This is a genomic window from Streptomyces sp. HSG2 (assembly GCF_016598575.1).
In the GTDB taxonomy this organism is placed as follows: Bacteria; Actinomycetota; Actinomycetes; order Streptomycetales; family Streptomycetaceae; genus Streptomyces.
This window is the reverse complement of sequence record NZ_CP066801.1, coordinates 308959-333859: the sequence shown is the minus strand read 5'-3', so window position 1 is coordinate 333859 and position 24901 is coordinate 308959. Positions and strand designations below refer to the sequence as shown.

Sequence of the window (24901 nt, the reverse complement as noted above, 5' to 3'; positions counted from 1 at the left end):
TCACTCGGACGCGCGCGGCGCGCGGCGCTCCGAATCCTCCGGCGCCAGGTCGGGACGCAGTCGCAGCCAGGACGGCTGACGGAGCAGCCCCGCCCGGGTGTGGGAGACGAAGCGGACCTCGGCGAGCAGCCGGGGCACCACCCAGCGAGCGCCCGGCACGGTCGGGGCCGGATCGAAGGGGCAGGAGTGGGTGGAGGCGGCTCGCAGCAGCGCCCCGAGTTCGGCCCGCTCGGCGTCGCTCCAGCCGGTACCCACGCTTCCGGCGTAGCGGAGCCGTCCCGACTCGCGTCGGCCCACGAGGACGGCGCCCGGTCGTCCGGACGGACTCCCTCCGCCCGGCAGCCAGCCGCCGATCACCACGTCCTCGGTGCGCGTGTTCCTGATCTTGATCCAGGAACGCGATCGCACCCCCGGTTCGTAGGGCGAGTCGAGGCGCTTGCAGACCAGGCCCTCCAGACCGTGTTCGCGGGTGACGCGCAAGGCCTCCGCGCCGTGGCCCACCAACGCCGCCGGAGTGGACCAGAACGGCCCGCGCAGGTCGAGTTCCTCCAGCAGCCCCCGCCTTCGCGTGTGGGAGTGGTGGATCCGCGAGCGGCCCGCCAGGAACATCACGTCGAAGAGCACCAGGTGGACCGGGGTCTCGGCCGCTCTCCGCGCGACCCTGGCGAGGTCCCGGCCGAGGCCCGCTCGGGACTGGAGCGCCTGGAAGTCGGCTCGCCCACGCACGTCGAGGACCACGATCTCCCCATCGAGAACGGCGTCGAGCGGGCCGAGGGCGGCGCCCAGCGCGCCCAGCTCCGGATACGCCGCCGTGATATCCCGCCCCGAGCGCGAGCGCAGGCGGACCGTGCCGTCACCCGGCAGGTAGACCACTGCCCGGATGCCGTCCTGCTTGGTCTCGTAGGCCCAGCGCGCGTCCTGGGCGGTCGGGGGAAGACGGCCGGGCGTGGCGAGCATCGGTGCGACAAGCGGCAGCTCCACGGGTGACGTGTCGACAGCCCGGCCACGTGGCACGCGTCCGGCCGGTGATGTTCGCCCGAACGGCGGAGGGGGGCGTGTGGTTCCCGGGGCGACTACCCGAAGCGCGCCGGGTCTCCCGCGCCGTGTCGGACCACCTCCGCTTCCCCCCCGGAGAAGTCGACCACGGTGGTCGGCTCCGTGCCGCAGTCCCCCGAGTCGACCACGATGTCGAGCAGGTGATCGAGGCGATCCTTGATCTCCCAGCCTTGGGTCATCGGTTCCTCCTCGCCGGGCAGCAGCAGCGTGCTGGACAGCAGTGGCTCGCCCAACTCGGCCAACAGCGTCTGGACGAGGACGTGGTCGGGGATGCGCACGCCGACGGTCTTCTTCTTCGGGTGCTGCAGCATCCGCGGCACCTCACGGGTCGCGGGCAGGATGAAGGTGTAGCGGCCCGGCGTGGCGGCCTTGATCGCTCGGAAGACGTCGTTGTCGACGCGGACGAACTGGCCGAGCTGCGCGAAGTCCTGACAAACCAATGTGAAGTGGTGCCGGTCGTCCAACTGTCTGATCGTCCGGATGCGGTCGACACCGTCCCTGCTGCCCAGCCGGCAGCCCAGGGCGTAGCAGGAGTCCGTCGGATACGCGATCAACGCGTCGTCACGGACACCGGCGACGATCTGCGCCACGCGTCGCGGTTGAGGGTTGTCGGGGTGCACGTCGAAGTACTTGGCCATCGCCCGAGCCTATGCCCACCCCGGGTCGGCGGCGCATCGGCCCGTACCCGCCCTCCCGTCGCGCCGTCGGGCGGCCGGCGACGGCAGGCCCGGGAGCGTCCCGGACCGCCCGCCTCCGGACGGAGTGCCTCGGGAACGAGAGGTGTGTGGCCCGTCCGCGCGGCGGGTACCCGATCGCTCCGAAGCCAGCGAGGACAGCGATCCGAGGAGGCCCGCATGGCCAGCGCCACCGAGACCGGCGACGTCACCGGAACCCGGGACAGGGACTACGACCTCATCTGGTACGTCGAGGCGTGTCTGGACAACGCCCTGCGCCTGGAGACCTACATCGAGGACGCCGAACGCGAACGGGACACCGAGGTCGTGGAGCTGTTCCGCAAGGCGCAGGCGGACAGTCGCAAGGGAGCCGAGATGGGCAAGGGACTGCTCCGGTCGCGCCTCGACGGCGGCTGACCCACCGCCCACGGCGGCGACGGCGGGTCCGGCACGGCGTCCGGTCGCCGCGGACGGCGGCACCCGCCGGTTCCGGCGCGACCACCCCGCCGACCCGGTGAAACCGGACGGCCGCCGTGGCGGACACGCGGCGGCGGGGGACGCATCAGGACATGACCGCTTCCGCCTTCCATCCCACCATCACCTTGCCCGCCGCCGTGTGCGAGCAGGCCGCCGAGCATCTGGAGCGCGCCGTACAGCGCGCCATCGACGGCGCCGGCGCTCCTTGGCGCGCCTTTCGCCGCGCGGACGCGCACGACTTCGCGCTTCCCGTGGCCGTCGTGGAACAGGCCGCCTCCTGCCTGCTGGTACTGGCCGCCGACACCGCTCAGAGCCTGCGCCCCTCGGCGCTCCGAGCCCTTGTCGCCGTGGCCCTCCATCTGAGGGACGCGGCGGAGACCGTCCGGCGGCCGACGACCCCAAGCCCGGCCTGGTGACCACCCCGCCTCGGCGCCGGGCCGCCCGACGGGGCGATCCGGGCCGATCCGGCGGCGACCCCGTTCGCGCGGCGGGGCGGCGGTCACCCGAATGGCCGTCGAGCGGTACGGGTGAACGGCCGCGCCGGTGTCTCCTGGGGAGTGGCAGCGGCGTCCAGTCCGGGAGGCCGGAATGTACGAGATGTGCGTGGGCCCGGAAAAGTCGGGCGGAGCGTTGGTGTGGCACGTGATGGCCAAACAGGCCGCGGCCACCTTGTGTGGGCAGATGCTTCGGGAAAGGATCGCGGCGACCGACGGCGAGCGGGCCCGGCACTGTCCGGACTGCATGGCGTCCTTCGAGGAGATCATGGCCACGTCGCCGTGCTGACGGGCCGCCCACGGCCGGGGCGCCCTCCGCCCGAGGCGAAGGGCGCCCCGGCCGTGCCGCACCCCCCGGCACCCGACCACGCCGAGGCGGATCGAGGAGGGACGGTCGCCGAGACCCTGACGTTGAGCGTCACCAACCCGAGGGGACGAGGGTTCCCAGGGCGCGTGTGACGCTGATCTCGATGACGACGCGATCGGGATTGACCCTCGGCTGCCGGTACCGCTCGCGGTAGCGGCGCTCCGCCTCGGCGACGGACGCGGCGTCGTCCCGGACGACCGCCGTTCCCTCCAGGGTGCACCAGTGTCGGCCGTCCACCTGGCCGACGGCGACGTGAGCCGGGCGGCCGGCGGCCGACGCCGAGCGGATGTGCCCGACCTTGCGGCTTCGGCCGTCGGTGATGACGCGAACCAGGTCCTCGTCGGGGTCGTAGGTGGCGCCTACCGGCGTCAGATGCGGTGTGCCGTCGGGCCGAAGGGTCGTCAGGAAGCAGAGGCGGCGCTCCCTCCAGAACGCGTCGCCCGGTGCGGCGGGAGACTTCTCGTCGGTCAAGGGCGGGCTCTCCTGGTCTTGTCCGTGCCGGGCCTTGGCACGACGGCGGGACGCCACGGTCGGTCGTGGCTGCCCTGGGAGCGGACCGCCAGGCGCGGGGGCGGGTGCCCTCGCGACGTGATCGTGACTCCGCACAGCGTGCCACGACCCGGTGCCGGCCGCCCCTTCCTCCTGTGGGGTGGCGAAGGAGCGGCCGGCGCCGGGGAGACCCGGTGGCGAGGTCCGTGTCCTGGCCGGCGCGGACCCGCCGAGCCGCCGGGGAGAGAAGCCCCGGCGGCCGGGTCACGGCTGGAAGCGCATCGTCCAGCAGTTGGAGCCGGCCTTCTCGCCCGCGAGCCGGTCGGAGAGCCAGTCCAGCGCGGAACCCTGGTCGGCGAGGAGCGGCGAGACGTGGTCGAGGAGGTCGTTGCCGACACCGGGGACGAGGATCGCCTTGTAGGTCACCTGGGCGCCCTTGTCGCACCAGTCCACGGCCAGGTCGCGTGACTGCGCGTGCGGGACGAGGTCGTCCGCGATGCCGGTGGCCACCCGGACGGGGCCGGCGGGCTTCAGGGTTCCCAGTCGCTGCTCTTCCACGAAGGCCCGCAGGGCGGGTTCGTCGCGGATGACCTCGCTCACCGGCTGCCCGGACGTCGTCCACTCGGAGCTTCGCGTGGAGCGATACCCCAGCACGGCGTCGCCGACGCACATCCCGGCGAGGTCCTCCAGCGCGGCGATCCCCGTGGCGTTGAACTGACGGTCGGCTACCTCCCGGAGGGTGGGGTCGCTCTCCAGGAAGCCGTTGAAGGCCCAGGCGAGCGCGCCGGCCAGGTTGCCGCCGTCGATCCCCTCGGTCACCTCCGCCAGGTCGGCGGGCGGGGCGCCGGCATAGGTTCCGGCCAGTTCGACGTCCGGGGCGTAGGACGGCTGGAGCTCCGCCGCCGCGGCGGTGGCCCCCCCTCCCTCGCTGTAGCCGAACAGGCCCACGGGCGAGGCGTCGGTGACCGACGCCGACTCCAGGGAGCGGGCCGCGCGCACGGCGTCGAGGACCGCGTGTGCGCCGTCGACGCGGTTGACGTAGGTGTGCAGGCGGTCGGTGGCGCCGAGACCGACGTAGTCGGTGAGGACGACCGCGATCCCGTCGGACAGCAGCCGGTGGATCACGACGTCCTCGTAACCGACGGACATCGTCTGGCCGTTCATCGTGAGCGGACGTTCCAGTCCCATCGAGGCGGCACACTGGTCGCCCTGCCCCATGGTGCCCGGCGCGACGGCCACCAGCGGACGCGGGCCGCCTTCGGTCCACCGCTCGGTCGGCTCGAGGTAGGCGCCGGTCACGGCGACCGGGTCGCCGTTGGAGTTCGTCGACTTGTACATCAACCGCGTCGCCTCGCCCGGCAGGACCCCGCTCAGGCCGGACAAGGCCAGGGTGAGCGGCTCGGTGCGGACCAGGGTGCCGTCGTCGGCGGGCAGGGTGGCCGGCGGGGTGTAGAAGGCGGGGATCTCGACGCCGCGGGAGACCACGGCGGCCGTACCGTCGGCCGCGGTCGCCGGGACGGCCAAAGCGCCGACGGCGAGGGTCGCGGCGACCGCCGAGGCGAGCAGACGAGAGCGTGCGGGCATGGGGGAGCTCCTGGGGAGGTGCGGACCGTCGTCCACGGTCCATGGGGGTGGGGTGGGTCGTTCTTGTGGGGGCTACGGGACCGTAACCGCACAGGAGTTACCGTGGGTAGCGTCGAGCGGATTACGGTTGAGTAACTTGACGTACCGTCCAGGGCCGATGTCCCTCCGTACGTCCCGCCCCGGTCCCGCCCCCTGACTCGGGGCCCGCCGCGCGCCGACGGACGGAGGAGATCCGGCCTTCCCGCCGCCGTCGTCGACGCGCCCGCCGGACCGTGTGGCGACGCCGGTAGCCGGGTCGAGGCCTCGGCGGCGTCGAACGGACCCGTCGGTCAGGTGTGGCGGGCCGACCCGGGCGGACGGCCCGGTCGGCCGTTCGGACACCGGCCGCGACCGGTCGGTCCCGCCACAAGCCGCCCCCGCGCGGCAGGGCCGAGTCGGAGCCCGCCCCAGGTGGCCGGCTCCGGTCCTCGCCCCGGGGAAGGGGGACGGGCCCCGCGTGACTGCCTCGCCGTCACGCGTCGGCGAGGCGCGCGGGGCGGAGGCTCAGGGCTTGCGGGCCACTCCCGCGTAGACACCGCTGTTCTCCGGTGCGGCGGAACGTTCCTCCGGCGTGGGCCATTCCGTCGTCGTCACCAGCCCCGGAGGCAGCAGGTCGAGCCCGTCGAAGAAGCAGGCCACCTCATCCCGGGCGCGCAGACCCAGGCGGATGCCCGCCCGCGCGTACTGGGCGGTGGCACGCCCGGCGAGTTCCGGATTCAGATCGGACGCCCCGTGGGTCAGGACCAGGTGGCTGCCCGGCGCCAGGGCCCCGACCAACTCGCGTACGACGGCGCCGGCCCGTTCGTCGTCCGGCAGGAAGTGCAGCAGCGCGATCAGGGAGAGCGCCACCGGGCGCCGCAGGTCGAGGACCCGTCCGGCCTGACGGATGATCTCGTCGGGTGCCTGGGCGTCCGCGAGGACGTACTCGGTGGCCCCGTCGGGATGGCTGACCAGCAGGGCCTCGGCGTGACGGAGCACGATGGGGTCGTTGTCGACGTATACCACCCGGGAGGCGGGGACGGCGCGCTGGACGACCTGGTGCAGGTTCGGCTCGGTGGGGATGCCCGCCCCGACGTCCAGGAACTGGTCGATGCCTCGCTCCGCCAGGTGTGCGGCGGCGCGCCGCATGAAGGCGCGATTCTGCCGCGCACCGGTACGGGCCTCCGGCGGCAGCCTCCGCCCCACCTCCTCGTCGACCGGGTAGTTGTCCTTGCCGCCGAGGAGCCAGTCGTACACGCGTGCCGGATGGGCCTTTCCGGTGTCGATCCTGGGGGGCCGGGAAGGGTCCGTGGTCAAGGCGGGCTCCAGCGTCCGGGGCGGTCGGTCAACCGAGTGGTGCCGGCTCATGGTACGGCGTCATGTGTCGCCGTGCCCAACGGAGTCGGCGCGAGGGTCGGGGTTTCCGGCGACCGCGTCGCGCTCATCCGGTCCGGGCGCGCGGCCACCAGTGGTGCTCACAGAACCACCGCCCCGCGAGGGCGCCCCCGTAGACCACGAAACCGACCCCGATGAACCACGACTCCACCACCAGCACGATGCCCACCGCTCCGTAGCTGATCGCGTTGTCCAGGATGAGCGGGGTGAAGACCAGGTAGGAGAAGCCGCGCAGGCCGACCAGCCCCACCATGGTGGCCAGCGCACCGGGCAGGAGGTCGAGCCAGCGGACCTGTCCACCCAGCAGGAAGTGCTGCGCCCACCAGAAGAACAGCAGACCGGTCGCCGTGGACAGGGCGATGCGGGCCGATCCGTCCAACGCCGTACGAGTCTGCACCTCTTGATAGAGGTAGGCCGTGAGGGCCGCCACCCAGGTCAACTGCCGCCACACACGGTGCCAGGGACCCGAGGGCAGGCCCCAGATCCGTTCGTAGCCGTTCTGTACGCTCGCGGCGAAGGCGACCCCGAACACCCCGAGCGCCAGCCCGCCCCACACGCTGGTGGTCCCGATGACGTCCGGGGGCGGGCTGATGATGTCGGTCAGAACCTGAGCGGAACGCCCGGACAGGCCCATCCCGTCGGCGAGCCAGGAGGCGAAGCCGCCGCGTCCGAGGGGGTCCGCGGCGGCCACGACGATCAGCAGCGGGGCCAGGGTGACCAGCGCGAGCGTGGCGAAACCCATCGCCCGGTGCAGCAGTTCCAGCTCGCGTCCGTGTCGGACCAGGGCGGTTCCCGCGAGCCGCCGCCACGCGGCGCGCGGACGGTGGGGATACCGGGTCACGGAAGCGCTCCTCGGTGGCGGTCCTGGGACGGCTGCGAGGAGTGCGGCGGCCCCCGGGCCGTGTGGCACCAACGTAGCCCGTCGTGTCGTGGACCGCGCGCCGCGACCGGTGGGAGGGTCCGCCAAGCGCGCTACCGGCGGGCACCCGCCGCGGAGAGGGGCCCTGCCGGAAGCGGTGGCGCATGGGGCGCGAGGCGACCCTCCGGCCGTCTCGCGCCCCGAGCGTCCCGGTCCCTAGCGGCGCTCGGACTTCTCCAGTGCCTTGTCCAGTGCCTCGGTGAATCCGGCGGACCACAGCTGGTTCACCCGGGCCCGTTCGGCGGCGTCCGGGTAGGGATTGGTGCAGGAGGTTCCGGGGCCGCCCCCGGACATCAGTTCGCTGCAGGGGCCGCTGTAGTGGTCGGGCAGCCCCAGGACGTGTCCGGTCTCGTGGGCGGTGACCCGGGTCGAGTCGTACACCTGGTTCTGCTGGTGGTCGAGGAAGATGTAGCCGTTGCCTCGACCGTCGGTGGCCGCGTAGGAGCCCCGGGGGTCATTGCCCTCGTAGTACGCGAAGTCGGCCCCCGAGGTGGTTTCCTGGAGCCGCACGTTCGTCACCGAGCCGTTCCAGATCTGGGTGCTGCGCGCTATCTGAGTGCGGAAACTCGGCGCGTATCTCGCGCTGTAGTACACGGTGACGGAGGCGTCCGACGTGGGTGCGGCGGCCCGCTTCTCGGCGACCGACTCCAGCACCGCCTCGAAGAACGCCTCGGTGTCCCGGGCCTCCGGGTCCGAAGGAACGGCGGAGGGGCTGTAGGCCGCGTACTGGGTCGGGCTTCCGGGTGCCGCCGTCTCGGGAGCGGTCGCGGCCGGAGCGGTGCCCAGAGTGGTAGCGGCCAGGCCGAGTCCGAGGGCCGCGGCGAACGCGGGCAGGGGAAGACGCATCGATGACTCCTTGGGTGTGGGGGGGGAGAGAGAAGTCGTCACCGGTGAGTGTGAAGGGCCTGTCCGGCCTCCGGGATGATGGCGAACGGGGATCGGGATCACCGATCACTCGTGGCGGAGGTTCGTCCGGAGTGCTCAACTCGCTCTGTTCCGCCGCCTTTTGTTCATCTGGCGCGAAGGTGTGTTCGGTCCTACGCTCCCGGCATGGAGCTGGAGGTGAGGCATCTGCGCGCGCTCTGCGCCATCGCCGAGGCCGGGAGCCTGCACCGTGCGGCTCGTCTCCTGGGCGTCTCGCAGCCGACGTTGAGCCACCAGTTGGGCCGGATCGAACGAGCGCTGGGCGGAGCGTTGTTCATCCGGGAGCGAACCGGTTGCCGACCCACACCGCTCGGGCGGACGGTCGTGGGTCGGGCCCGGCCCCTGCTGGCCGACCTACGGGACCTGGTCCACGAGGCACGAGCCGCCTCGAACGGCGGGGAGGTGGCACCTCGCGTCGGTGCCACGGCGAGCGATGCCCTGGCCGGCTGGCTGCGTCGGCTCAGGGAACGCGGAGAGGACCCCACCCTCCGGATGGACGTGTCCGGCGGCGCGTTGCTCGGCGGCGTCGCCGAGGGTCGGCTCGACGTGGCCTTCGTACACGAGGTCGAGGGCTTCCCGCTGCGCGTCCCCGAAGGCCTGTGCGTGCGGGTGCTGGTCGACAGGGAACCGCGGTCCGTGATGGTCCCCGTCGGTCATCCGACCGCCGCCCGGAGGACGGTCCGCCTGGTCGACCTGGCCGCGGACCGTTGGATGGTGGACCCCACCGTCGACGGCGAGTGGGAGGGACTCCAGCGCGTCCTCCGTTCGGCCGGTATCGCCCCGCGCGTCCTGTACGGCGACCCTCACACGGCCGCGTCCCTGGTGGCCGCCGGGGAGGCCGTGACCGTGTGCCGCCCCGGCCCGCCGCCCCGACCCGACGTCGCGGTCCGCCGGCTGCACGGCGACCCCATCGGTGTGCGCCTCCTGGTCGCCACGCGGACCCCGGCGGAGCTGGACGCGGTCTTCCCTTCGCTGCGGGAGGCGTACTGGGAGGCGGTCCGACAGTCGCCCGCCCACCGGGACCCGAGGGACGGGGCGCCGGGCGGCGCGTCACACCCGCGCGGCAGTGCCTGCGCCCACTGAGCGACGGCGCCCACGCTCGAGCGACGCCCTCGCCCACGTCGATCGTCCGGGGCGGGGCGACCCCGCCCCCGGATCGGGGGAAGATGGGATCGCCCGCCACCGGACCATCGACGAGGAGGAGCTGGCCCATGCACCACGAGCGCGCCGGCAAGCCGGCCGGACCCGAGGACTTGATCGACGTCGCCCGGCTCGTGACGGCGTACTACACGCTGCGTCCCGACCCCGCCGAGCCCGCGCAGAGAGTCGCCTTCGGGACATCGGGCCACCGCGGCTCGTCGCTCGCCGCCGCGTTCAACGACGACCACATCGCGGCGACCAGCCAGGCGATCTGCGAGTACCGGAGCGCGCGGGGCACCGATGGTCCGCTCTTCCTCGGCGCCGACACCCACGCGCTGTCCGAGCCCGCCCGGGTCACGGCGCTGGAGGTGTTCGCCGCCAACGAGGTCACGGTGCTGATCGACGCCGCCGACGGCTACACCCCCACACCGGCGGTCTCCCTCGCCGTCCTCGACCACAATCGCGGACGCGACCGGGGCCTGGCCGACGGAGTGGTCGTGACTCCCTCCCACAACCCTCCGGCCGACGGCGGATTCAAGTACAACCCGCCCAGCGGCGGCCCGGCGGGCTCGGCGGCGACCTCCTGGATCCAGGACCGGGCCAACGAGATCATCGCGGGCGGTCTGAAGGACGTGCGGCGGGTGCCGTACCCCAGGGCGCTCGCGGCGCCCACGACCGGGCGACACGACTTCCTCGACGGCTACGTCGGCAGGCTGGACGAGGTGCTGGATCTGGAGGCCGTCCGATCGGCCGGGGTGCGGATCGGGGCCGACCCGATGGGAGGGGCGTCCGTCGCCTACTGGGCCAGGATCGCCGAGCGGTATCGGCTCGACCTGACCGTGGTGAACCCGCTCACCGACCCGACCTGGCGGTTCATGACCCTGGACTGGGACGGGAAGATCCGCATGGACTGCTCCTCGTCGCACGCGATGGCCTCGCTCATCGCCCGGCGCGAGCGGTTCGACATCGCGACGGGCAACGACGCGGACGCCGACCGTCACGGCATCGTCACCCCCGACGCGGGCCTGATGAACCCCAACCACTACCTCGCCGTCGCCATCTCCTACCTGTACTCCCACCGGGCGGGCTGGCCTGCCGACGCCGCCGTCGGCAAGACCGTGGTCTCGTCCGGCATGATCGACCGCGTCGCCGCCGACCTGGACCGTCGACTGGTCGAGGTGCCGGTCGGATTCAAGTGGTTCGTGGACGGGCTCGCCGACGGGACGCTGGGGTTCGGCGGTGAGGAGTCCGCCGGGGCGTCGTTCCTGCGCAAGGACGGGCAGGTCTGGACCACCGACAAGGACGGTATCGTTCTGGCCCTGCTCGCGGCGGAGATCACGGCCGTCACCGGTCGGACGCCCAGCAGCCACTACGCCGCCCTGACCGAGCGGTTCGGGACCCCGGCCTACGCTCGCACCGACGCCCCCGCGTCCCGTGAGGAGAAGGCCCGACTGGCGCGGCTCTCCCCGGAGCACGTCACCGCCACCGTCCTGGCCGGAGAGCCGGTCACCTCCGTGCTCGGTCGTGCGCCCGGGAACGGCGAGCCCCTCGGCGGCATCAAGGTGTGCACCGAGAACGCCTGGTTCGCCGCGCGGCCCTCAGGAACCGAGGACGTGTACAAGATCTACGCGGAGTCCTTCCTGGGCCCCGACCACCTCCGACGGGTGCGGGAGGAGGCGCGGGAGGTCGTGCTCGCGGCGCTCGTCGACTGACCTCCAAGCGGTGGCCGCCGGGCCGTGCGGGGACGGAGCCCCCGCACGGCCGGTTCACCCCAGTGGCTCCCCGCCCGGCTTGCGGCCCACCCCTCCGAACATCGCGACCTCGGCCGGCATCGGATCGTCGCCCGGTTCGGGGCGCCAGCGGTTGCAGGAGACGACGCCGGGGGAGAGGAGCTCCAGGCCGTCGAAGAACCGCTCGACGGCCTGCGGCGTGCGCTGGGTGAGGCGGGGAGTGCCGTGCTCGTTCCAGAAGGAGACGGCCGCGTCCACGTCCGGCATGTCCGGTCGGGTGACGGTGTGCGACAGGACGAGGTGGCTGCCGGCGGGCAGCGCGTCCAGGAGACGCCGGACGACGCCTCGGGCCTCGGAGTCGTCGTCCACGAAGATGACCACGCCGAGCAGGATCAGGGCCACCGGCCGGTCGAGGTCCAGCGTACGTCCGGCGTGCGCGAGAATCGCGTCGGTGTTCCGCAGGTCCTCGTCCAGGTAGTCGGTCCTGCCCTCCGGACTGCTGGTGAGGAGGGCCTCGGCGTGGGCGAGGACGATCGGGTCGTTGTCGACGTACACGACGCGTGAGTCCGGGGCGATGCGCTGTGCCACCTCGTGCGTGTTGTCCGCGGTGGGCAGGCCGGTGCCGACGTCGAGGAACTGGCGGATTCCGCGCTCGCCCGCCAGGTGCCGCACCGCGCGACCCAGGAACTTCCGATCGGCGAGCGCGTACTCGCCGATACCGGGGTGCAGTTCCCGGATCCGGTCTCCCGCCTCCTGGTCGACGCGGTAGTGGTCCTTCCCCCCGAGCCAGTAGTTCCAGATCCGGGCCGTGTGTGCCTGATCCGTCCTGATCCTGTCGCGCAGCTCGCTCGACACCGTTCCGTCCGCCATGCGTCGTCCTCCACTACCGGGCGTGATCCTCTGCGGAGAACGGTAGTTGACCAGCCCGGGGCACACACGCCTCCCCCCGACTCCGGGCTCCGCGGCTCCCGTCGGAGCGGCACGCCACGCCCCCTGGAGAGGTGCCGGACCGGCGGCGGCGCGACTTCGTACCTCTCCGGAGCCGTCGCCTCTCGAGTGCCGCGCCCATGGCACTCGGCCGTCCTCGCCGTGCCTTCGGCGCCGGGCACGGCCACAATGGGGCTCGGGCCGCGCGTATCGCGTCGCCCGGCGCGCACCGAGGAGACCACGATGACTCAGGACATGCCCGCGGGTGCCGGCACGGCCTGGATCGCCGAGGCGGGCGGGGAGCGCGCCGTCCTCATGCTGGCGGGCGACCTGAGTGGTCCCTCCGTCCTGCGCGAGCTGGAGGAACTCCTGCTCGACCCGCGACTGGCCTGCTCCCCCTCATGGGTCCTGGACACCGCCCGCGTCGACCGCCTCGACCTCGCCTGCGCCTACGCCGTACTGCGCGCCGTCACCACGACCCCTCGCCCCGTCGCCCTGGTCGTGAGGGGCGCCGACCGCGGCGTCCACCGGACACTGCGCCAGGCCGGTCTCGACCGGGTCGCCGTCTTCGAGGCCTGACGGCCGGCGCGATCGGTGGCCGCGCCGCGGGGACATCCCGGTGGGGCGCCGGTTTCCTTGAGTCGACCGGTTCCACACACTAGGTTCGCTGTCATGAGGGCAGTGAGGCCATCCGACCGGGCCGAGGACGATCCCGGGGAAGCGGGGTCACGGATCCGCCGCGCCGGCCCTTCCCCCCGCCCCGTCTGTTCCACCGATCGCGGCACCTGAGCGGAGCGACCAGCCGGTGTCGCCCAGCGTGGCGTCCCGGTACCACCCCGGAAGGAACGGAACACCATGTCAGAGAACCACGACGCCATCGTCACCGATGCCAAGGACGACGGTGCGAACGGGCCATGCCCGGTCGCGCCCGGCCGCGCCCCCCACCCCACACAGGGCGGTGGCAACCACCAATGGTGGCCGGATCGGCTCAATCTGAAGATCCTCGCCAAGAACCCGGCCGTCGCCAACCCGTTGGGCGCGGACTTCGACTACGCCGAGGCGTTCCTGGCACTCGACCTCGCGGCCGTCAAGCGGGACATCGCAGAGGTGCTGACGACCTCGCAGGACTGGTGGCCCGCCGACTTCGGCACCTATGGTCCCCTGATGATCCGGATGGCCTGGCACAGCGCCGGCACCTACCGCGTCAGCGACGGTCGCGGCGGAGCGGGGTCCGGGCAGCAGCGTTTCGCACCGCTCAACAGCTGGCCGGACAACGCGAGTCTGGACAAGGCCCGGCGGCTGCTGTGGCCGGTCAAGAAGAAGTACGGCAGGAGCATCTCCTGGGCCGACCTGATGATCCTCACGGGCAACGTGGCCCTGGAGGGGATGGGCTTTCGCACGTTCGGCTTCGGAGGTGGCCGCGAGGACGTCTGGGAGCCCGAAGAGGACGTCTACTGGGGCCCGGAGACCGCCTGGCTGGACGACCGACGCTACAGCGGCGACCGGGAGCTGGAGAACCCGCTCGGCGCGGTCCAGATGGGCCTGATCTACGTCAACCCGGAAGGACCCAACGGCGACCCGGACCCGGTGGCCGCTGCCCGCGACATCCGGGAGACGTTCCGCCGCATGGCCATGGACGACGAGGAGACGGTGGCCCTCATCGCCGGCGGCCACACGTTCGGCAAGACCCACGGGGCGGGGCCGGCCGACGCCGTGGGACCCGACCCGGAGGCCGCCCCGATGGAGCAGATGGGGCTCGGGTGGCGCAGCACCCACGGGACGGGGGCCGGCAAGGACGCCATCACCAGCGGTCTGGAAGTCACTTGGAGCGCCACGCCCACTCGCTGGAGCGACGGCTTCTTCAAGAACCTCTTCGAGTACGAGTACGAACTCACGCGGAGTCCCGCCGGCGCCCACCAGTGGATCGCCAAGGACGCCCCGGAGATCGTCCCGGACGCCTTCGATCCCGCCCGAAAGCACCGTCCGACCATGCTCACCACTGATCTCTCGCTGCGCTACGACCCGATCTACGAACCGATCGCCCGCCGCTTCCACGCCGATCCCGAGGCGTTCGCGGACGCCTTCGCTCGCGCCTGGTACAAGCTGACGCATCGGGACATGGGTCCGAAGTCCCTGTACCTCGGACCCGAGGTTCCCGAGGAGACCCTCCTCTGGCAGGACCCGCTGCCCGAGCCCGAGGGCCGGCCGATGGACGCCGCCACGATCGCCGCGCTGAAGACGAGGATCCTCGACTCCGGTCTCACCGTGGCGCAGCTGGTCGGCGTGGCCTGGGCGTCGGCGTCGACCTTCCGGGGGAGCGACAAGCGTGGCGGCGCCAACGGCGCCCGGATCCGTCTGGAGCCGCAGCGCGGCTGGGAGGCGAACGACCCGGAGGAACTGGCGAACGTGCTGCGGACGCTGGAGAACCTCCGGGACGAGGCGGACACGGGCCCCGGCAGGATCTCGCTGGCAGACCTCTTGGTGCTGGCCGGCTGCGCGGCCGTGGAGAAGGCCGCCCGCGACGGGGGCGTCGAGGTGGAGGTGCCCTTCACCCCGGGGCGGGTCGACGCCGCGCAGGACCAGACCGACGTGGAGTCCTTCGCCGCGTTGGAGCCGACGTCCGACGGTTTCCGCAACTACCTCGGCAAGGGCAACCGCCTCCCCGCCGAGTACCTCCTCCTGGACCGGGCCAATCTCCTCACGCTCAGCGCCCCGGAGACGACCGTGCTCGTCGGAGGGCTGCGAGTGCTGGGGGTCAACCACCGCGGGTCGCGCCACGGCGTGCTCACGACCACCCCGGGCAGGCTCACCAACGACTTCTTCGTCAACCTCCTGGACCTCGGCACGACCTGGAAGGCGACCTCCGAGGACCGGACGACGTTCGAGGGCAGGGACGACGCCACAGGAGAGGTCCGCTGGACCGCCACCCGCGCCGACCTCGTCTTCGGCTCCAACTCGGAGCTGCGGGCGATCGCGGAGGTCTACGCGGGCGACGACGCGAGGGAGAAGTTCGTAAGGGACTTCGTCGCGGCTTGGGCGAAGGTCATGGACCTGGACCGGTTCGACATCTCCTGACCGGTCGACCACGTCGCTCGGCCCGGTCCCGACGGGGTCTGTCCACCGGCGGGAGGGTGGCGGCCGTGCGACCCTGGCCCGGAAGAGGGACCCTGGAGGGGCGGCGGGGCGCGCCGCCCACCGGGATCGTCGCTCGGCCCCGCGCGATCCGGAGGTGTCGTCGTGACGGAGCCGGTGGTCGTCGGCGTGGACGGCTCGCTCTCCAGCCTGGCCGCCACGGAGGTGGGCGCGCGCGAGGCCCGGCTGCGTGGCACGGCCCTGCGGCTCGTCCACGCGGTCGGTGAGCCTGGCTCGGCCGCCCGTCCCCGACTCCGGCGCCCGCCCTCCGACGCGCCGCGCCGGGCGCCCGACGCGAGCCTCGCGGCGGCCGAACGGCGTGCCCGGGTCGCCGCGCCCGGCGTGGCGACCGTAGGCGAGACCGTGGCCGGAGAGGCCCGGGCCGTGCTGGAGAGCGAGTCCCGAGAGGCGGCCCTCACCGTCACCGGCACCCGCGGTCGCAACGCCGTCGCGGGTCTGCTGCTCGGCTCGACGACCCTCCGACTGGCCACCCGCGGAAGCGGCCCGCTCCTCGTGGTGCGCGACGAGGGAGAGGAGGGAGAACCGGACGGGACGGTGCTCCTGGCCGTGGACGGCTCCCCGGAGGGACGAGCCGCCGTCGAGTTCGCCTTCGACGAGGCCTCCCTGCGCGGCGCCGACCTGGTCGCCGCGCATGTGTGGAACACCCGCACCTCGCGCGTCTACGACGGGCCGGCGGACCCCCCGTTCGTGACCTACGACGAGGCTCGACTCCGCGACGAGGAGGAGCGGGTCCTGGAGCGTGCGCTCGCGGCGCCCGCCAGGCGCCATCCGGACGTGGCACCCCGCAGCCGGCTGCTGCGCGGGCGGGTCCGGACGACGCTCGTCGAGGAGAGCGCGGCGGCGGGTCTCGTCGTGGTGGGGACGCGAGGTCGCGGCGGGCTCGCCGGGCTCGTGCTCGGGTCGGTCGGCCAGGCCCTGTTGCGCCACGCGCACTGCCCGGTGGCGATCGTCCGCCCGACGGGCGGGTGACCGCGCCGGGCGCGTGCCCGGACCGCCATGTCGCGCCCCGCTACCGGGCGAGCTCCGTGCCGGGTCCCATCAGGACGACCGGGCGCGCGACCGGGTCCAGCGCCCGCAACAGCTCCCGCATGTCCCGCGGACGCAACGACAGGCAGCCACTGGTGGGGCCTTCGTGATCGACGTGGATCCAGATTCCCCCGCCCCGGTCCGTGCCCATCGGGCGCGCCCCGTCCAGCGGCGAGCGTCCCGGCACACGGTTGTAGTCGATGGCCACCACGTGGTCGAAGGAGCCGGCGAGGGGTTCGCCGAGATGCCCGGTGCCGGAGATGGTGAAGGCGGGGTCCTGGTCGTAGGGGAGGCGTCCACCGGGATTCGGCAGTCTGCCGCCGGCGTCGCGCAGCCCGAAGACGCCGATCGGGCTGCGCAGGTCACCCGCATGGTGTCGGTGAGTCCACCCGCGCAGACCGTTGTGGACGGGCCACGGACCGCCTCGCGCGCGCCAGCGCGACCGGTCGTCGCGTTCGTAGAGCACGCCGTGCGAGCGCGAGGAGTCGACCGTCGCCCCCGCCACCACGAACACCTGTCGGGTGTCCGCGGGCAGTCGGGAACGGGTGAACGGCCCCACCCCGGGCAGTGCCCCGGTGCCGGACGGCGCGCGCGTCCCGGGGCCCGGGGGGCCGGGAGCCCCGAGGACCCTCCCCGTCGTGGTCGAGTCCGTGCCGGCACCGGGAGCCGGGGCGCATCCCACCGCCGACACCCCGACGCACAGGAGTGCGCCGAGCATCGGGCCAAGCGATTTGCCGACGGCCATCGGTACCTCCGTCTCGTCCCGCCGATACCCCATGGCTTCCGTGCCGGACTCCGCGACTCTCGGAAGCGCCGCCCGTGTCCCCCGGACGGCAGAGGCGACGCGGTCGCGTACCGGTACGCGAAGAGTGGCCCGACTCACATGGCGGAGTCGCGGCGGCACCGACACGATGGTGCTTCCGTCAGCCGCAGGCCGAAGGGATCAACCGATGTTCCGCAAGGTGTTGGTAGCCAATCGCGGGGAGATCGCGATTCGCGCGTTCCGGGCCGGGTACGAGCTGGGCGCCCGAACCGTCGCGGTCTTTCCCCACGAGGACCGCAACTCACTGCATCGGATGAAGGCCGACGAGGCGTACGAGATCGGTAGCCCTGGGCACCCCGTGCGGGCCTACCTCTCCGTCGAGGAGATCGTCGGGGCGGCCCTGCGGGCCGGAGCGGACGCGGTGTACCCGGGGTACGGCTTCCTGTCCGAGAACCCCGACCTGGCGCGCGCCTGCGCCGAGGCGGGTCTCACCTTCGTGGGCCCCGACGCCGACACCTTGGAGCTGACCGGGAACAAGGCCCGAGCCGTCGCGGCGGCACGGGACGCCGGTGTCCCGGTCCTCGGATCCTCGGCGCCCTCCACCGACCCCGACGAACTCGCGCGGGCCGCCGAAGAGATCGGCTACCCCGTGTTCGTGAAGGCCGTCGCCGGCGGCGGCGGGCGCGGCATGCGCCGGGTGGAGGAGCCCGCCCGACTGCGGGAGGCCGTGGAGGCGGCCTCCCGGGAGGCCGCCTCGGCCTTCGGGGACGCCACCGTGTTCCTGGAGAAGGCCGTCGTCGAGCCCCGGCACATCGAGGTGCAGATCCTCGCGGACGGAGAGGGGGAGGTAATCCACCTCTTCGAGCGGGACTGCTCGGTGCAGCGCAGGCACCAGAAGGTCATCGAACTGGCGCCCGCGCCCGGACTCGACCCGGCGCTGCGGGACCGCATCTGCGCCGACGCGGTGAGGTTCGCCCGCCACATCGGCTACCGCAACGCCGGCACCGTGGAGTTCCTCGTCGATCGCGAGGGAAACCACGTCTTCATCGAGATGAACCCCCGCATCCAGGTCGAACACACGGTGACGGAGGAGGTCACCGACGTCGATCTGGTCCAGGCGCAACTGCGCGTCGCCGCCGGGGAGACCCTCGCCGATCTCGGTCTGGCCCAGGACCGCATCACCCTGCGAGGCGCGGCGCTGCAGTGCCGCATCACCACCGAGGACCCCGCCAACGGCTTCCGCCCGGACACCGGGCTGATCAGCGCCTACCGCTCGCCCGGCGGTTCCGGCATCCGGCTGGACGGGGGGACCACACACGCCGGATCCGAGATCGGGGCGCACTTCGACTCGATGCTCGTCAAACTGACTTGTCGGGGAAGGGACTTCGACACCGCAGTGGGGCGCGCCCGACGGGCGGTGGCGGAGTTCCGCATCCGCGGGGTGGCGACCAACATCCCCTTCCTTCAAGCGGTCCTCGACGATCCGGACTTCCGGGCCGGACGGGTCACCACGGCGTTCATCGAGCAACGCCCCGAGCTGTTGACGGCCCGTCATTCGGCCGACCGCGGAACGAAGCTGCTCACCTATCTCGCGGACGTCACGGTCAACCGACCCCACGGGGAACGCCCTCGGTCGGTCGACCCGACCGAGAAGATGCCCACCGTGCCGGACGGCGAGCCGCCGGTGGGATCGCGCCGGCGGCTCGCCGAACTCGGACCCGAGGGATTCGCCCGGTGGCTGCGCGAGTCGCCGGACCTCGCCGTCACCGACACCACCTTTCGCGACGCGCACCAGTCTCTCCTCGCGACCCGGGTGCGCACCAAGGACATGCTCGCCGTGGCCCCGGTCGTCGCCCACACGCTGCCCGGGCTGCTCTCGCTCGAATGCTGGGGCGGCGCCACCTACGACGTCGCGTTGCGCTTCCTCGCCGAGGACCCCTGGGAGCGCCTCGCCGCGCTGCGTGAGGCCGTGCCCAACATCTGTCTCCAGATGTTGCTGCGCGGCCGGAACACGGTGGGGTACACCCCCTACCCGACGGAGGTCACCGACGCCTTCGTCCAGGAGGCCGCGGCCACCGGAATCGACGTCTTCCGTGTCTTCGACGCCCTGAACGACGTCGACCGGATGCGCCCGGCCATCGACGCGGTCCGGGAGACCGGGTCGGCCGTCGCGGAGGTGGCCCTCTGCTACACCTCCGACCTGTCCGACCCTTCCGAGCGGCTCTACACCCTGGACTACTACCTTCGTCTGGCGGAGCGAATCGTCGAGGCGGGCGCTCACGTCCTCGCGGTCAAGGACATGGCGGGACTGCTCCGCGCCCCCGCCGCGGAGACCCTGATCTCCGCGTTGCGCCGCGAGTTCGACCTTCCGGTGCACCTGCACACCCACGACACCGCGGGCGGGCAACTCGCCACCTACCTGGCGGCGGCCCGGGCGGGCGTCGACGCGGTGGACGGCGCGGTGGCCTCCATGGCGGGAACCACCTCGCAGCCGTCCCTCTCGGCGATCGTCGCCGCCACCGACCACTCCGAGCGTTCCACCGGTCTGTCGTTGAAGGCGGTCGGCGATCTGGAACCGTACTGGGAGGCCGTGCGCAAGGTGTACGCGCCGTTCGAGGCGGGCCTGGCCTCGCCGACGGGCCGGGTCTACCACCACGAGATCCCGGGGGGTCAGCTGTCCAACCTGCGAACCCAGGCGGTGGCCCTCGGCCTCGGCGACCGTTTCGAGGACATCGAGGCCATGTACGCGGCGGCGGACAGGATGCTCGGTCGTCCGGTGAAGGTCACGCCGTCCTCCAAGGTGGTCGGTGATCTCGCCCTCCACCTTGTGGGCGCGGGTGTCTCCCCGGAGGACTTCGAGGCCGCGCCGGAACGGTACGACATCCCCGACTCGGTCATCGGCTTCCTGCGGGGCGAGTTGGGCACGCCGCCGGGTGGCTGGCCCGAGCCACTGCGGGACCGGGCGCTGCGTGGTCGGGCGGAGCCCGCCCCCGTGCCCGATCTGACGGCGGAGGAGCGCGCGGGGCTCGCCAAGGAGCGGAGACTCACCCTGAACCGACTGCTCTTCCCGGGCCCCACCCGCGAGTTCGAGGGCCACCGGCAGGCTTTCGGAGACACCAGCGTGTTGGACAGCAAGGACTTCTTCTACGGGCTGCGGCCGGGCGTCGAGTACGCCGTCGACCTGGAGGCGGGCGTAAGGCTGCTGATCGAGCTTCAGGCCGTCGGAGAGGCCGACGAGAGGGGGGTTCGGACGGTGATGGCCTCGTTGAACGGCCAGTTGCGGCCGATCCAGGTTCGGGACCGCTCCGTTGCCTCGGACGTGCCGGTCGCCGAGAAGGCGGACCGGGCCGACCCCGGTCATGTGGCGGCGCCCTTCGCCGGTGTGGTGACGGTGACGGCGACCGAGGGGGACACGGTCGAGGCGGGGGTCCCGGTGGCCACGATCGAGGCGATGAAGATGGAGGCGGCCATCACCGCTCCGGTCTCCGGCACCGTGCGGCGCGTGGCCGTTCATCGGGTGCAACAGGTGGAGGGGGGCGACCTCTTGGTCGAGATCGGCTGACACCGCCTGCCGCGGACCCGGCTCCGACGACGGAGGCAGGCGGGGCCGCGGCTCTTCGCCCGGGCGGCGCGCCGGTGAGGTGTGAGACATCGGTACGATGCCGGAACTGGTGTGCGAGGGTGTGCCGATGGGCAGGGACCTGCCTGACGGGGGATGATCGCGTGTGTGCCCGGGAGAAGCTGTGCGTGTGTGTGTGATCGGTGCGGGGTTGTCGGGGCTGGCCGTGGGCCGTGCGCTCGGAGAGCGCGGAATCGACTACCTGTGTCTGGAGAAGGCCCCCGATGTGGGAGGCATCTGGCGACAACCCGCGGCCGGCGAGAGAGGGCCGGGCTACCGCACGCTCCACCTGAACACCGCCCGCCAGCTGACCGGTTACAGCGGCTACCCGATGCCGGAGGACTACCCGCTCTACCCGAGACACGATCAGTTCGCCGCGTACCTGGGCTCCTTCGCCCGATGGGCGGGGGTAGCCGACCGAGTCGAATTGGGTACCGAGGTCGTCTCGGTACGGCGGGAGCCCGATGGCGTGTGGACGGTCGTCAGCCGCGGCCCCGACGGCGACGAACGGTCGCGCCGGTTCGAGTTCGTGATCGTGGCGGCGGGCCACCACTCCGAGCCCGCGCTTCCCGACCCGTTGCCCCCGGGGGCCGACGGCTTCACCGGGAGGATCCTGCACTCGCTCGACTACCACGACGGGGCGGAGTTCGCCGGCCGGCGCGTGGTCGTGGTCGGGCTCGGCGCTTCGGCCGTCGACATCGCCGCCGACCTCTCCAGGCATGCGGAGCGCACGGTCCTCTCGGTCCGCCGGGGCCTGCACATCGTCCCCAAGCAACTGTTCGGGATGTCCCTCGACGAGATCGCCGACGCGCCTTGGTGGGCGACGATGTCCATCGCGGAGCAGCGCGAGTTCGTCGAACAGGCGCTGCTCGTCGCGCGCGGCCGGCTCGCGGACTACGGCCTGCCGGAGCCGGATCACCCGATCTTCTCCTCCGCCGTGACCATCTCGGACGAGATTCTCAGTCGCGTCAGGCACGGCGCTGTCACCCCCCGCCCCGGCATCGCCTCCTTCGACGGCGACCGCGTGGTGTTCACCGACGGGAGCGCCGTCGAGGCCGACGCGGTCGTCTACTGCACCGGCTTCCGTCTTTCCTTCCCCTTCCTGCCCGACGCCCGTCCCCTGGGCGAGGACGGCCGGGTGGAGCTGTACCGGCGAGTCGTTTCCCCCGGGCACCCCGGGCTCTTCTTCGCCGGCCTGGTCAGGCCGGTCGGTGCCATCACCCGTCTGGTCGAGGCCCAGGCGCGTTGGCTGGCCGGTGTCGTGTCGGGCGAGGCCGAACTGCCCGAGGAAGCGGAGATGCGGGAGGAGATCGCGGCCTACCTGGCGGGCGTGACCGAGCGGTACGGTCGGTCGCCGAACTCCTCCATCCAGGTCGACGTGCGCCCCTACCTGGCCGAGTTGGACGAGGTGCCGGTCGTCTGACGCCGAGGGGCTCCCGGCGCGTTCGCCGGGAGCCCCTCGGGTGTGGCCCTCTCGTTCAGCCCGCAGCTGCGGCGAGCGATGCTCTCTCGGTCGGGGGCGTCACCGCGTACGCCTCCGAGGACACGTAGGCGGTCACCCGAGGTGTCCGGCCCCGCTGGTGGGCCAGCGCGAGATAGGCGATCAGCCCCACCCCGTCCTCCGGCCGCCGAGGGGTCAGGGCACCCAGGGCCCGGGCGAGCGGGTCGCCGTCGATCCCCTGGTCGCGAAGGACGCCTTCCGCCCGCGCCAGCGCCTCGGAGTCGTGCGGGGCGTAGTCCCGCACCGGGACGTGGAGCGTGAATCCGCTCGGCCCCGCCGAGCCCGCGTCGGTGAAGGCGTGGCAGGACAGGCCGGGCCGTCCGGTGAGACCGGCGTCGGGCTCCTCGATACCCGAGGCCGCGCGGAAGAACTCCACCATCGCCCGCTCCTCACCCCCCCCGGCACACCGCACCAACGGGCCCAAGCGACCTGCCGTCAGGCCCTCGTGACGCAGGTAGACCTTCGCCCGCGGTTCGCTCCACTCTCCCAAGTCGAGGGCGAAGAACGGGTAGCCGTCCGCCTCGGGGAGGCTCTCGAACGCCCGCAGGTGTCCGAGCCTGCGGAGCGCCTCGCGCAGAGTGGCGCCGGAGTGCTCAGCCCCCGAGGCGGCCGGGTCGAGGTAGACCTTGACCCGCGGCACACCGCCGGGTGGCAACTCCAGTGCGCACCAGAGGGCCAACGCACCCTGTGGCGTGTCCGGCAGGAAGAGGTCGCCGACCTCGTCCAGTGGCGCCGTCGAGAATCCCCAGCGTCTCGCCATCGCCTGTACCTGGGCGAGACCGACCCGACCCGCTTCGAGCAGGTGGTCCGCACCGCATCCGGGTTCGACCAGGACGCGCACGGTCGGATCGGCGTCAGGCCGGAACGACAGGGAGAACTCGACCGGCGTGTGGTCGTCGGAGAGGAACGTCCGGTTCGGCGGCGGCATGGTCAGCGGCCGATCCGCGACGGGACCCAGGACGTCGACAAGGAGCCGGGCGTAGCTCCCGGCGTCGTCGGCGGAGAGCCCGGCCACCTCGCACAACCGTCGCAACTGACCACCGGTGTGATCGCCGAGAGTCACGGCTTCGGCCCCCGCTCGGCGGGCCGCCCCGTTCATCGGGCGGCGCCGGGCGAGGGACGACGGCGTGAAGGATCGGACGCCGATGAACTCCGCGCCCGGATGGCAGCGTTCGTGGATATGTGGTCCACGACACCTCCTCGTGTCGGGTAGCAACTCGAAATCCGCTGTGCCGATCACCCTCCGCGGCCCACCGCCGTGTGGAGGCGGTCCAGTCGGGAGGGTGTCGTGGATCTCAGCGGGTCAGCCAGTTGAGGAACGAGCTCCACATCCCCCCGCGGCCCGCAGCCGTCGGCGTCTCCGCGCTCCGGCTCCGCTGTGCCCCGGCGGTGTCCTGTTCCTGTCGCTGCCCGCGCGAGGGCTGCAACGGTGTGAACCTGGCCGGCAGCATGGACAGGGCCCGGTTGAAGGGCCCCGGACGCCACGTCAGGCTGTCTTCGGGAACCGCGAGTTCGATATCGGGCAGCTCGTTGAGCAGGTTCTCGATCGCGGTGACACAGATGTGCCGTGCGGGTTCCTTGGAGGGGCAGGCGTGCGGGCCGGCGCTCCAGGCGAGGTGAGCGCGGTTGCTCCCGGCCTCGCGTGAGGCACTCAGCACCGGACCGGTGTTGGCCGCCGCGAAGCTGACCAGCAACAGGTCGCCGGCCTGGAGCCGTTGTCCGGCGAACTCCATGTCGCTCGCCGGGTAGTGGGGTGCGTAGTTGGATATCGGCGGGTTCTCCCAGAGGGTGTCGTCCAGTGCCTCGTCGATCAGGCCGCCCTCGCGCGCGTACCGGTCGTGGGTCAGCAGTCGGTGCAGGGTGTTGCCGATGAGGTTGCGCAGCGGCTCCGCCCCCGCGCCGAGGAGAAGCGCCAGCTGATGGGCCATCTCCTCGTCGCTGAGTTTGGCCTGATGCTGCATCATCCACGACGTGACGTCCTCTCCGGGTTGCCGGCGCTTGAGCGCCACCAACTCCCGGACGGCATCGAAGAGGACCTCCGTCGCCTTGTCGGCGTTGACTCCGTCGAACATGCCGGAGATGCCGAACAGCACACGGTCCCCGATGCCCGCCGGGCAGCCGAAGAGTTCGTTGAAGACGAACAGCGGGAGCTGCTTGGCGTAGTCGCCCAGCAGGTCAGCCGACCCCCTGGCGCGGAACTGCGAGATCAGGTAGCCGGAGATCTGCTCCGTGCTCCGGCTCAGCCGGCGGGCGTCCACCCGCGCCATGCTGTCGGTCACCGCCTGCCGGAGGCGCAGATGCTCGGCCCCGTCCGAGAACATGCAGTTCTGCCGGTACGCCAGCAGCGGTGCCACGGCGCTGTCGGCGCCGATCTTGCCCTCCTGGAAGGCCCGCCAGCGACGGGCGTCCTTGCGGAAGGAGGAGGAGTCCTGCAGCAACTGCAATGCCGAGGCGTAGTCCGTGACCAGGGTCGCCTCCACTCCGGGGGCGAGTTCCACCGGGGCCGCGGGACCGTACTCGCGCAGGTACGCGTAGTACGCCTGCGGGTCGGCGGCGAACTCCGGCCCGTGCAGGGGCACCCTGACGCCCGGCCCGTGGGCCGGACATCCGGGAGGTGGAGCGGGGGAGTTGTCGTGTGCGTCCAT

21 protein-coding genes are annotated in these 24901 nt (G+C 72.5%); 10 read left to right on the top strand and 11 right to left on the bottom strand.

Annotated elements, in window-relative coordinates:
• Together ligD and JEK78_RS01015 are read right to left on the bottom strand one after the other, a co-directional pair.
• Nucleotides 1-981, bottom strand: a complete 981-nt coding sequence (gene ligD / locus JEK78_RS01020; RefSeq protein ID WP_200262194.1) for a non-homologous end-joining DNA ligase — start codon at nucleotides 979-981, stop codon at nucleotides 1-3.
• 92 nt (nucleotides 982-1073) lie between these two features.
• Nucleotides 1074-1694 (bottom strand): L-threonylcarbamoyladenylate synthase, encoded by a 621-nt coding sequence (locus JEK78_RS01015; RefSeq protein WP_200262193.1) that lies wholly within the window; start codon nucleotides 1692-1694, stop codon nucleotides 1074-1076.
• Nucleotides 1695-1910: 216 nt separating this feature from the next.
• Here JEK78_RS01015 and JEK78_RS01010 point away from each other — a divergent pair, with 216 nt between their 5' ends.
• The 3 genes from JEK78_RS01010 (at nucleotide 1911) to JEK78_RS01000 (ending at nucleotide 2990) form a co-directional block, all read left to right on the top strand.
• Entirely contained in the window at nucleotides 1911-2147 is a 237-nt protein-coding gene (locus JEK78_RS01010; protein ID WP_200262192.1) for a hypothetical protein, read from the top strand.
• A gap of 152 nt (nucleotides 2148-2299) precedes the next feature.
• Entirely contained in the window at nucleotides 2300-2623 is a 324-nt protein-coding gene (locus tag JEK78_RS01005) for a hypothetical protein (RefSeq protein WP_200262191.1), read from the top strand.
• Between the two features lie 172 nt (nucleotides 2624-2795).
• Complete coding sequence (locus tag JEK78_RS01000) at nucleotides 2796-2990, top strand: hypothetical protein (protein WP_200262190.1); 195 nt, start codon at nucleotides 2796-2798, stop codon at nucleotides 2988-2990.
• Nucleotides 2991-3119: 129 nt separating this feature from the next.
• Here the strand turns inward: JEK78_RS01000 and JEK78_RS00995 are convergent, their stop codons facing one another.
• The 5 genes from JEK78_RS00995 to snpA form a co-directional block, all read right to left on the bottom strand.
• On the bottom strand, nucleotides 3120-3539 hold the full coding sequence (locus tag JEK78_RS00995; RefSeq protein WP_242483222.1) for a TIGR03618 family F420-dependent PPOX class oxidoreductase: 420 nt from the start codon (nucleotides 3537-3539) through the stop codon (nucleotides 3120-3122).
• Between the two features lie 282 nt (nucleotides 3540-3821).
• Nucleotides 3822-5141 carry a lipase family protein gene (locus JEK78_RS00990; protein ID WP_200262188.1) on the bottom strand — a complete coding sequence of 440 codons (1320 nt, stop codon included), beginning with the start codon at nucleotides 5139-5141 and terminating at the stop codon, nucleotides 3822-3824.
• A gap of 543 nt (nucleotides 5142-5684) precedes the next feature.
• A complete protein-coding gene (locus JEK78_RS00985) occupies nucleotides 5685-6476 on the bottom strand; it encodes an SAM-dependent methyltransferase (RefSeq protein WP_200262187.1) in 792 nt (263 codons plus the stop codon).
• A 124-nt stretch (nucleotides 6477-6600) separates the two neighbouring features.
• On the bottom strand, nucleotides 6601-7395 hold the full coding sequence (locus tag JEK78_RS00980; protein WP_200262186.1) for a ribonuclease BN: 795 nt from the start codon (nucleotides 7393-7395) through the stop codon (nucleotides 6601-6603).
• A 234-nt stretch (nucleotides 7396-7629) separates the two neighbouring features.
• A complete protein-coding gene (snpA, locus tag JEK78_RS00975; RefSeq protein WP_200262185.1) occupies nucleotides 7630-8319 on the bottom strand; it encodes a snapalysin in 690 nt (229 codons plus the stop codon).
• Between the two features lie 204 nt (nucleotides 8320-8523).
• On the opposite strand from snpA, the gene JEK78_RS00970 reads away from it, so the two are divergent.
• A complete protein-coding gene (locus JEK78_RS00970; protein WP_200262184.1) occupies nucleotides 8524-9480 on the top strand; it encodes a LysR family transcriptional regulator in 957 nt (318 codons plus the stop codon).
• Nucleotides 9481-9608: 128 nt separating this feature from the next.
• Complete coding sequence (gene pgm, locus JEK78_RS00965; RefSeq protein ID WP_200262183.1) at nucleotides 9609-11249, top strand: phosphoglucomutase (alpha-D-glucose-1,6-bisphosphate-dependent); 1641 nt, start codon at nucleotides 9609-9611, stop codon at nucleotides 11247-11249.
• Between the two features lie 54 nt (nucleotides 11250-11303).
• Here the strand turns inward: pgm and JEK78_RS00960 are convergent, their stop codons facing one another.
• A complete protein-coding gene (locus JEK78_RS00960; RefSeq protein ID WP_200262182.1) occupies nucleotides 11304-12137 on the bottom strand; it encodes an SAM-dependent methyltransferase in 834 nt (277 codons plus the stop codon).
• 300 nt (nucleotides 12138-12437) lie between these two features.
• On the opposite strand from JEK78_RS00960, the gene JEK78_RS00955 reads away from it, so the two are divergent.
• The 3 genes from JEK78_RS00955 (at nucleotide 12438) to JEK78_RS00945 (ending at nucleotide 16316) form a co-directional block, all read left to right on the top strand.
• Complete coding sequence (locus JEK78_RS00955) at nucleotides 12438-12773, top strand: STAS domain-containing protein (protein WP_242483221.1); 336 nt, start codon at nucleotides 12438-12440, stop codon at nucleotides 12771-12773.
• A gap of 276 nt (nucleotides 12774-13049) precedes the next feature.
• Nucleotides 13050-15269 carry a catalase/peroxidase HPI gene (gene katG, locus JEK78_RS00950; protein ID WP_200262181.1) on the top strand — a complete coding sequence of 740 codons (2220 nt, stop codon included), beginning with the start codon at nucleotides 13050-13052 and terminating at the stop codon, nucleotides 15267-15269.
• Nucleotides 15270-15431: 162 nt separating this feature from the next.
• Complete coding sequence (locus JEK78_RS00945; protein ID WP_200262180.1) at nucleotides 15432-16316, top strand: universal stress protein; 885 nt, start codon at nucleotides 15432-15434, stop codon at nucleotides 16314-16316.
• A gap of 40 nt (nucleotides 16317-16356) precedes the next feature.
• On the opposite strand, the gene JEK78_RS00940 is transcribed toward JEK78_RS00945, so the two are convergent.
• Nucleotides 16357-17118 (bottom strand): L,D-transpeptidase family protein, encoded by a 762-nt coding sequence (locus tag JEK78_RS00940; protein WP_200262179.1) that lies wholly within the window; start codon nucleotides 17116-17118, stop codon nucleotides 16357-16359.
• Nucleotides 17119-17323: 205 nt separating this feature from the next.
• Here JEK78_RS00940 and JEK78_RS00935 point away from each other — a divergent pair, with 205 nt between their 5' ends.
• Both JEK78_RS00935 and JEK78_RS00930 read left to right on the top strand, forming a co-directional pair.
• Entirely contained in the window at nucleotides 17324-20698 is a 3375-nt protein-coding gene (locus JEK78_RS00935) for a pyruvate carboxylase (protein ID WP_200262178.1), read from the top strand.
• 181 nt (nucleotides 20699-20879) lie between these two features.
• Nucleotides 20880-22178, top strand: coding sequence for an NAD(P)-binding domain-containing protein (locus JEK78_RS00930; RefSeq protein WP_200262177.1), 1299 nt, complete (start codon nucleotides 20880-20882; stop codon nucleotides 22176-22178).
• A 55-nt stretch (nucleotides 22179-22233) separates the two neighbouring features.
• On the opposite strand, the gene JEK78_RS00925 is transcribed toward JEK78_RS00930, so the two are convergent.
• Complete coding sequence (locus tag JEK78_RS00925; protein ID WP_242483220.1) at nucleotides 22234-23319, bottom strand: tryptophan dimethylallyltransferase family protein; 1086 nt, start codon at nucleotides 23317-23319, stop codon at nucleotides 22234-22236.
• Between the two features lie 232 nt (nucleotides 23320-23551).
• Nucleotides 23552-24901, bottom strand: coding sequence for a cytochrome P450 (locus JEK78_RS00920; protein ID WP_200262175.1), 1350 nt, complete (start codon nucleotides 24899-24901; stop codon nucleotides 23552-23554).

Coding starts and splice junctions, on each gene's coding strand:
- JEK78_RS01015 (WP_200262193.1), bottom strand. CDS start 1,694: ATGGCCAAGTACTTCGACGTGCACCCCGACAACCCTCAACCGCGACGC.
- JEK78_RS01010 (WP_200262192.1), top strand. CDS start 1,911: ATGGCCAGCGCCACCGAGACCGGCGACGTCACCGGAACCCGGGACAGG.
- JEK78_RS01005 (WP_200262191.1), top strand. CDS start 2,300: ATGACCGCTTCCGCCTTCCATCCCACCATCACCTTGCCCGCCGCCGTG.
- JEK78_RS01000 (WP_200262190.1), top strand. CDS start 2,796: ATGTACGAGATGTGCGTGGGCCCGGAAAAGTCGGGCGGAGCGTTGGTG.
- JEK78_RS00990 (WP_200262188.1), bottom strand. CDS start 5,141: ATGCCCGCACGCTCTCGTCTGCTCGCCTCGGCGGTCGCCGCGACCCTC.
- snpA (WP_200262185.1), bottom strand. CDS start 8,319: ATGCGTCTTCCCCTGCCCGCGTTCGCCGCGGCCCTCGGACTCGGCCTG.
- JEK78_RS00970 (WP_200262184.1), top strand. CDS start 8,524: ATGGAGCTGGAGGTGAGGCATCTGCGCGCGCTCTGCGCCATCGCCGAG.
- pgm (WP_200262183.1), top strand. CDS start 9,609: ATGCACCACGAGCGCGCCGGCAAGCCGGCCGGACCCGAGGACTTGATC.
- JEK78_RS00960 (WP_200262182.1), bottom strand. CDS start 12,137: ATGGCGGACGGAACGGTGTCGAGCGAGCTGCGCGACAGGATCAGGACG.
- JEK78_RS00955 (WP_242483221.1), top strand. CDS start 12,438: ATGACTCAGGACATGCCCGCGGGTGCCGGCACGGCCTGGATCGCCGAG.
- katG (WP_200262181.1), top strand. CDS start 13,050: ATGTCAGAGAACCACGACGCCATCGTCACCGATGCCAAGGACGACGGT.
- JEK78_RS00940 (WP_200262179.1), bottom strand. CDS start 17,118: ATGGCCGTCGGCAAATCGCTTGGCCCGATGCTCGGCGCACTCCTGTGC.
- JEK78_RS00935 (WP_200262178.1), top strand. CDS start 17,324: ATGTTCCGCAAGGTGTTGGTAGCCAATCGCGGGGAGATCGCGATTCGC.
- JEK78_RS00920 (WP_200262175.1), bottom strand. CDS start 24,901: ATGGACGCACACGACAACTCCCCCGCTCCACCTCCCGGATGTCCGGCC.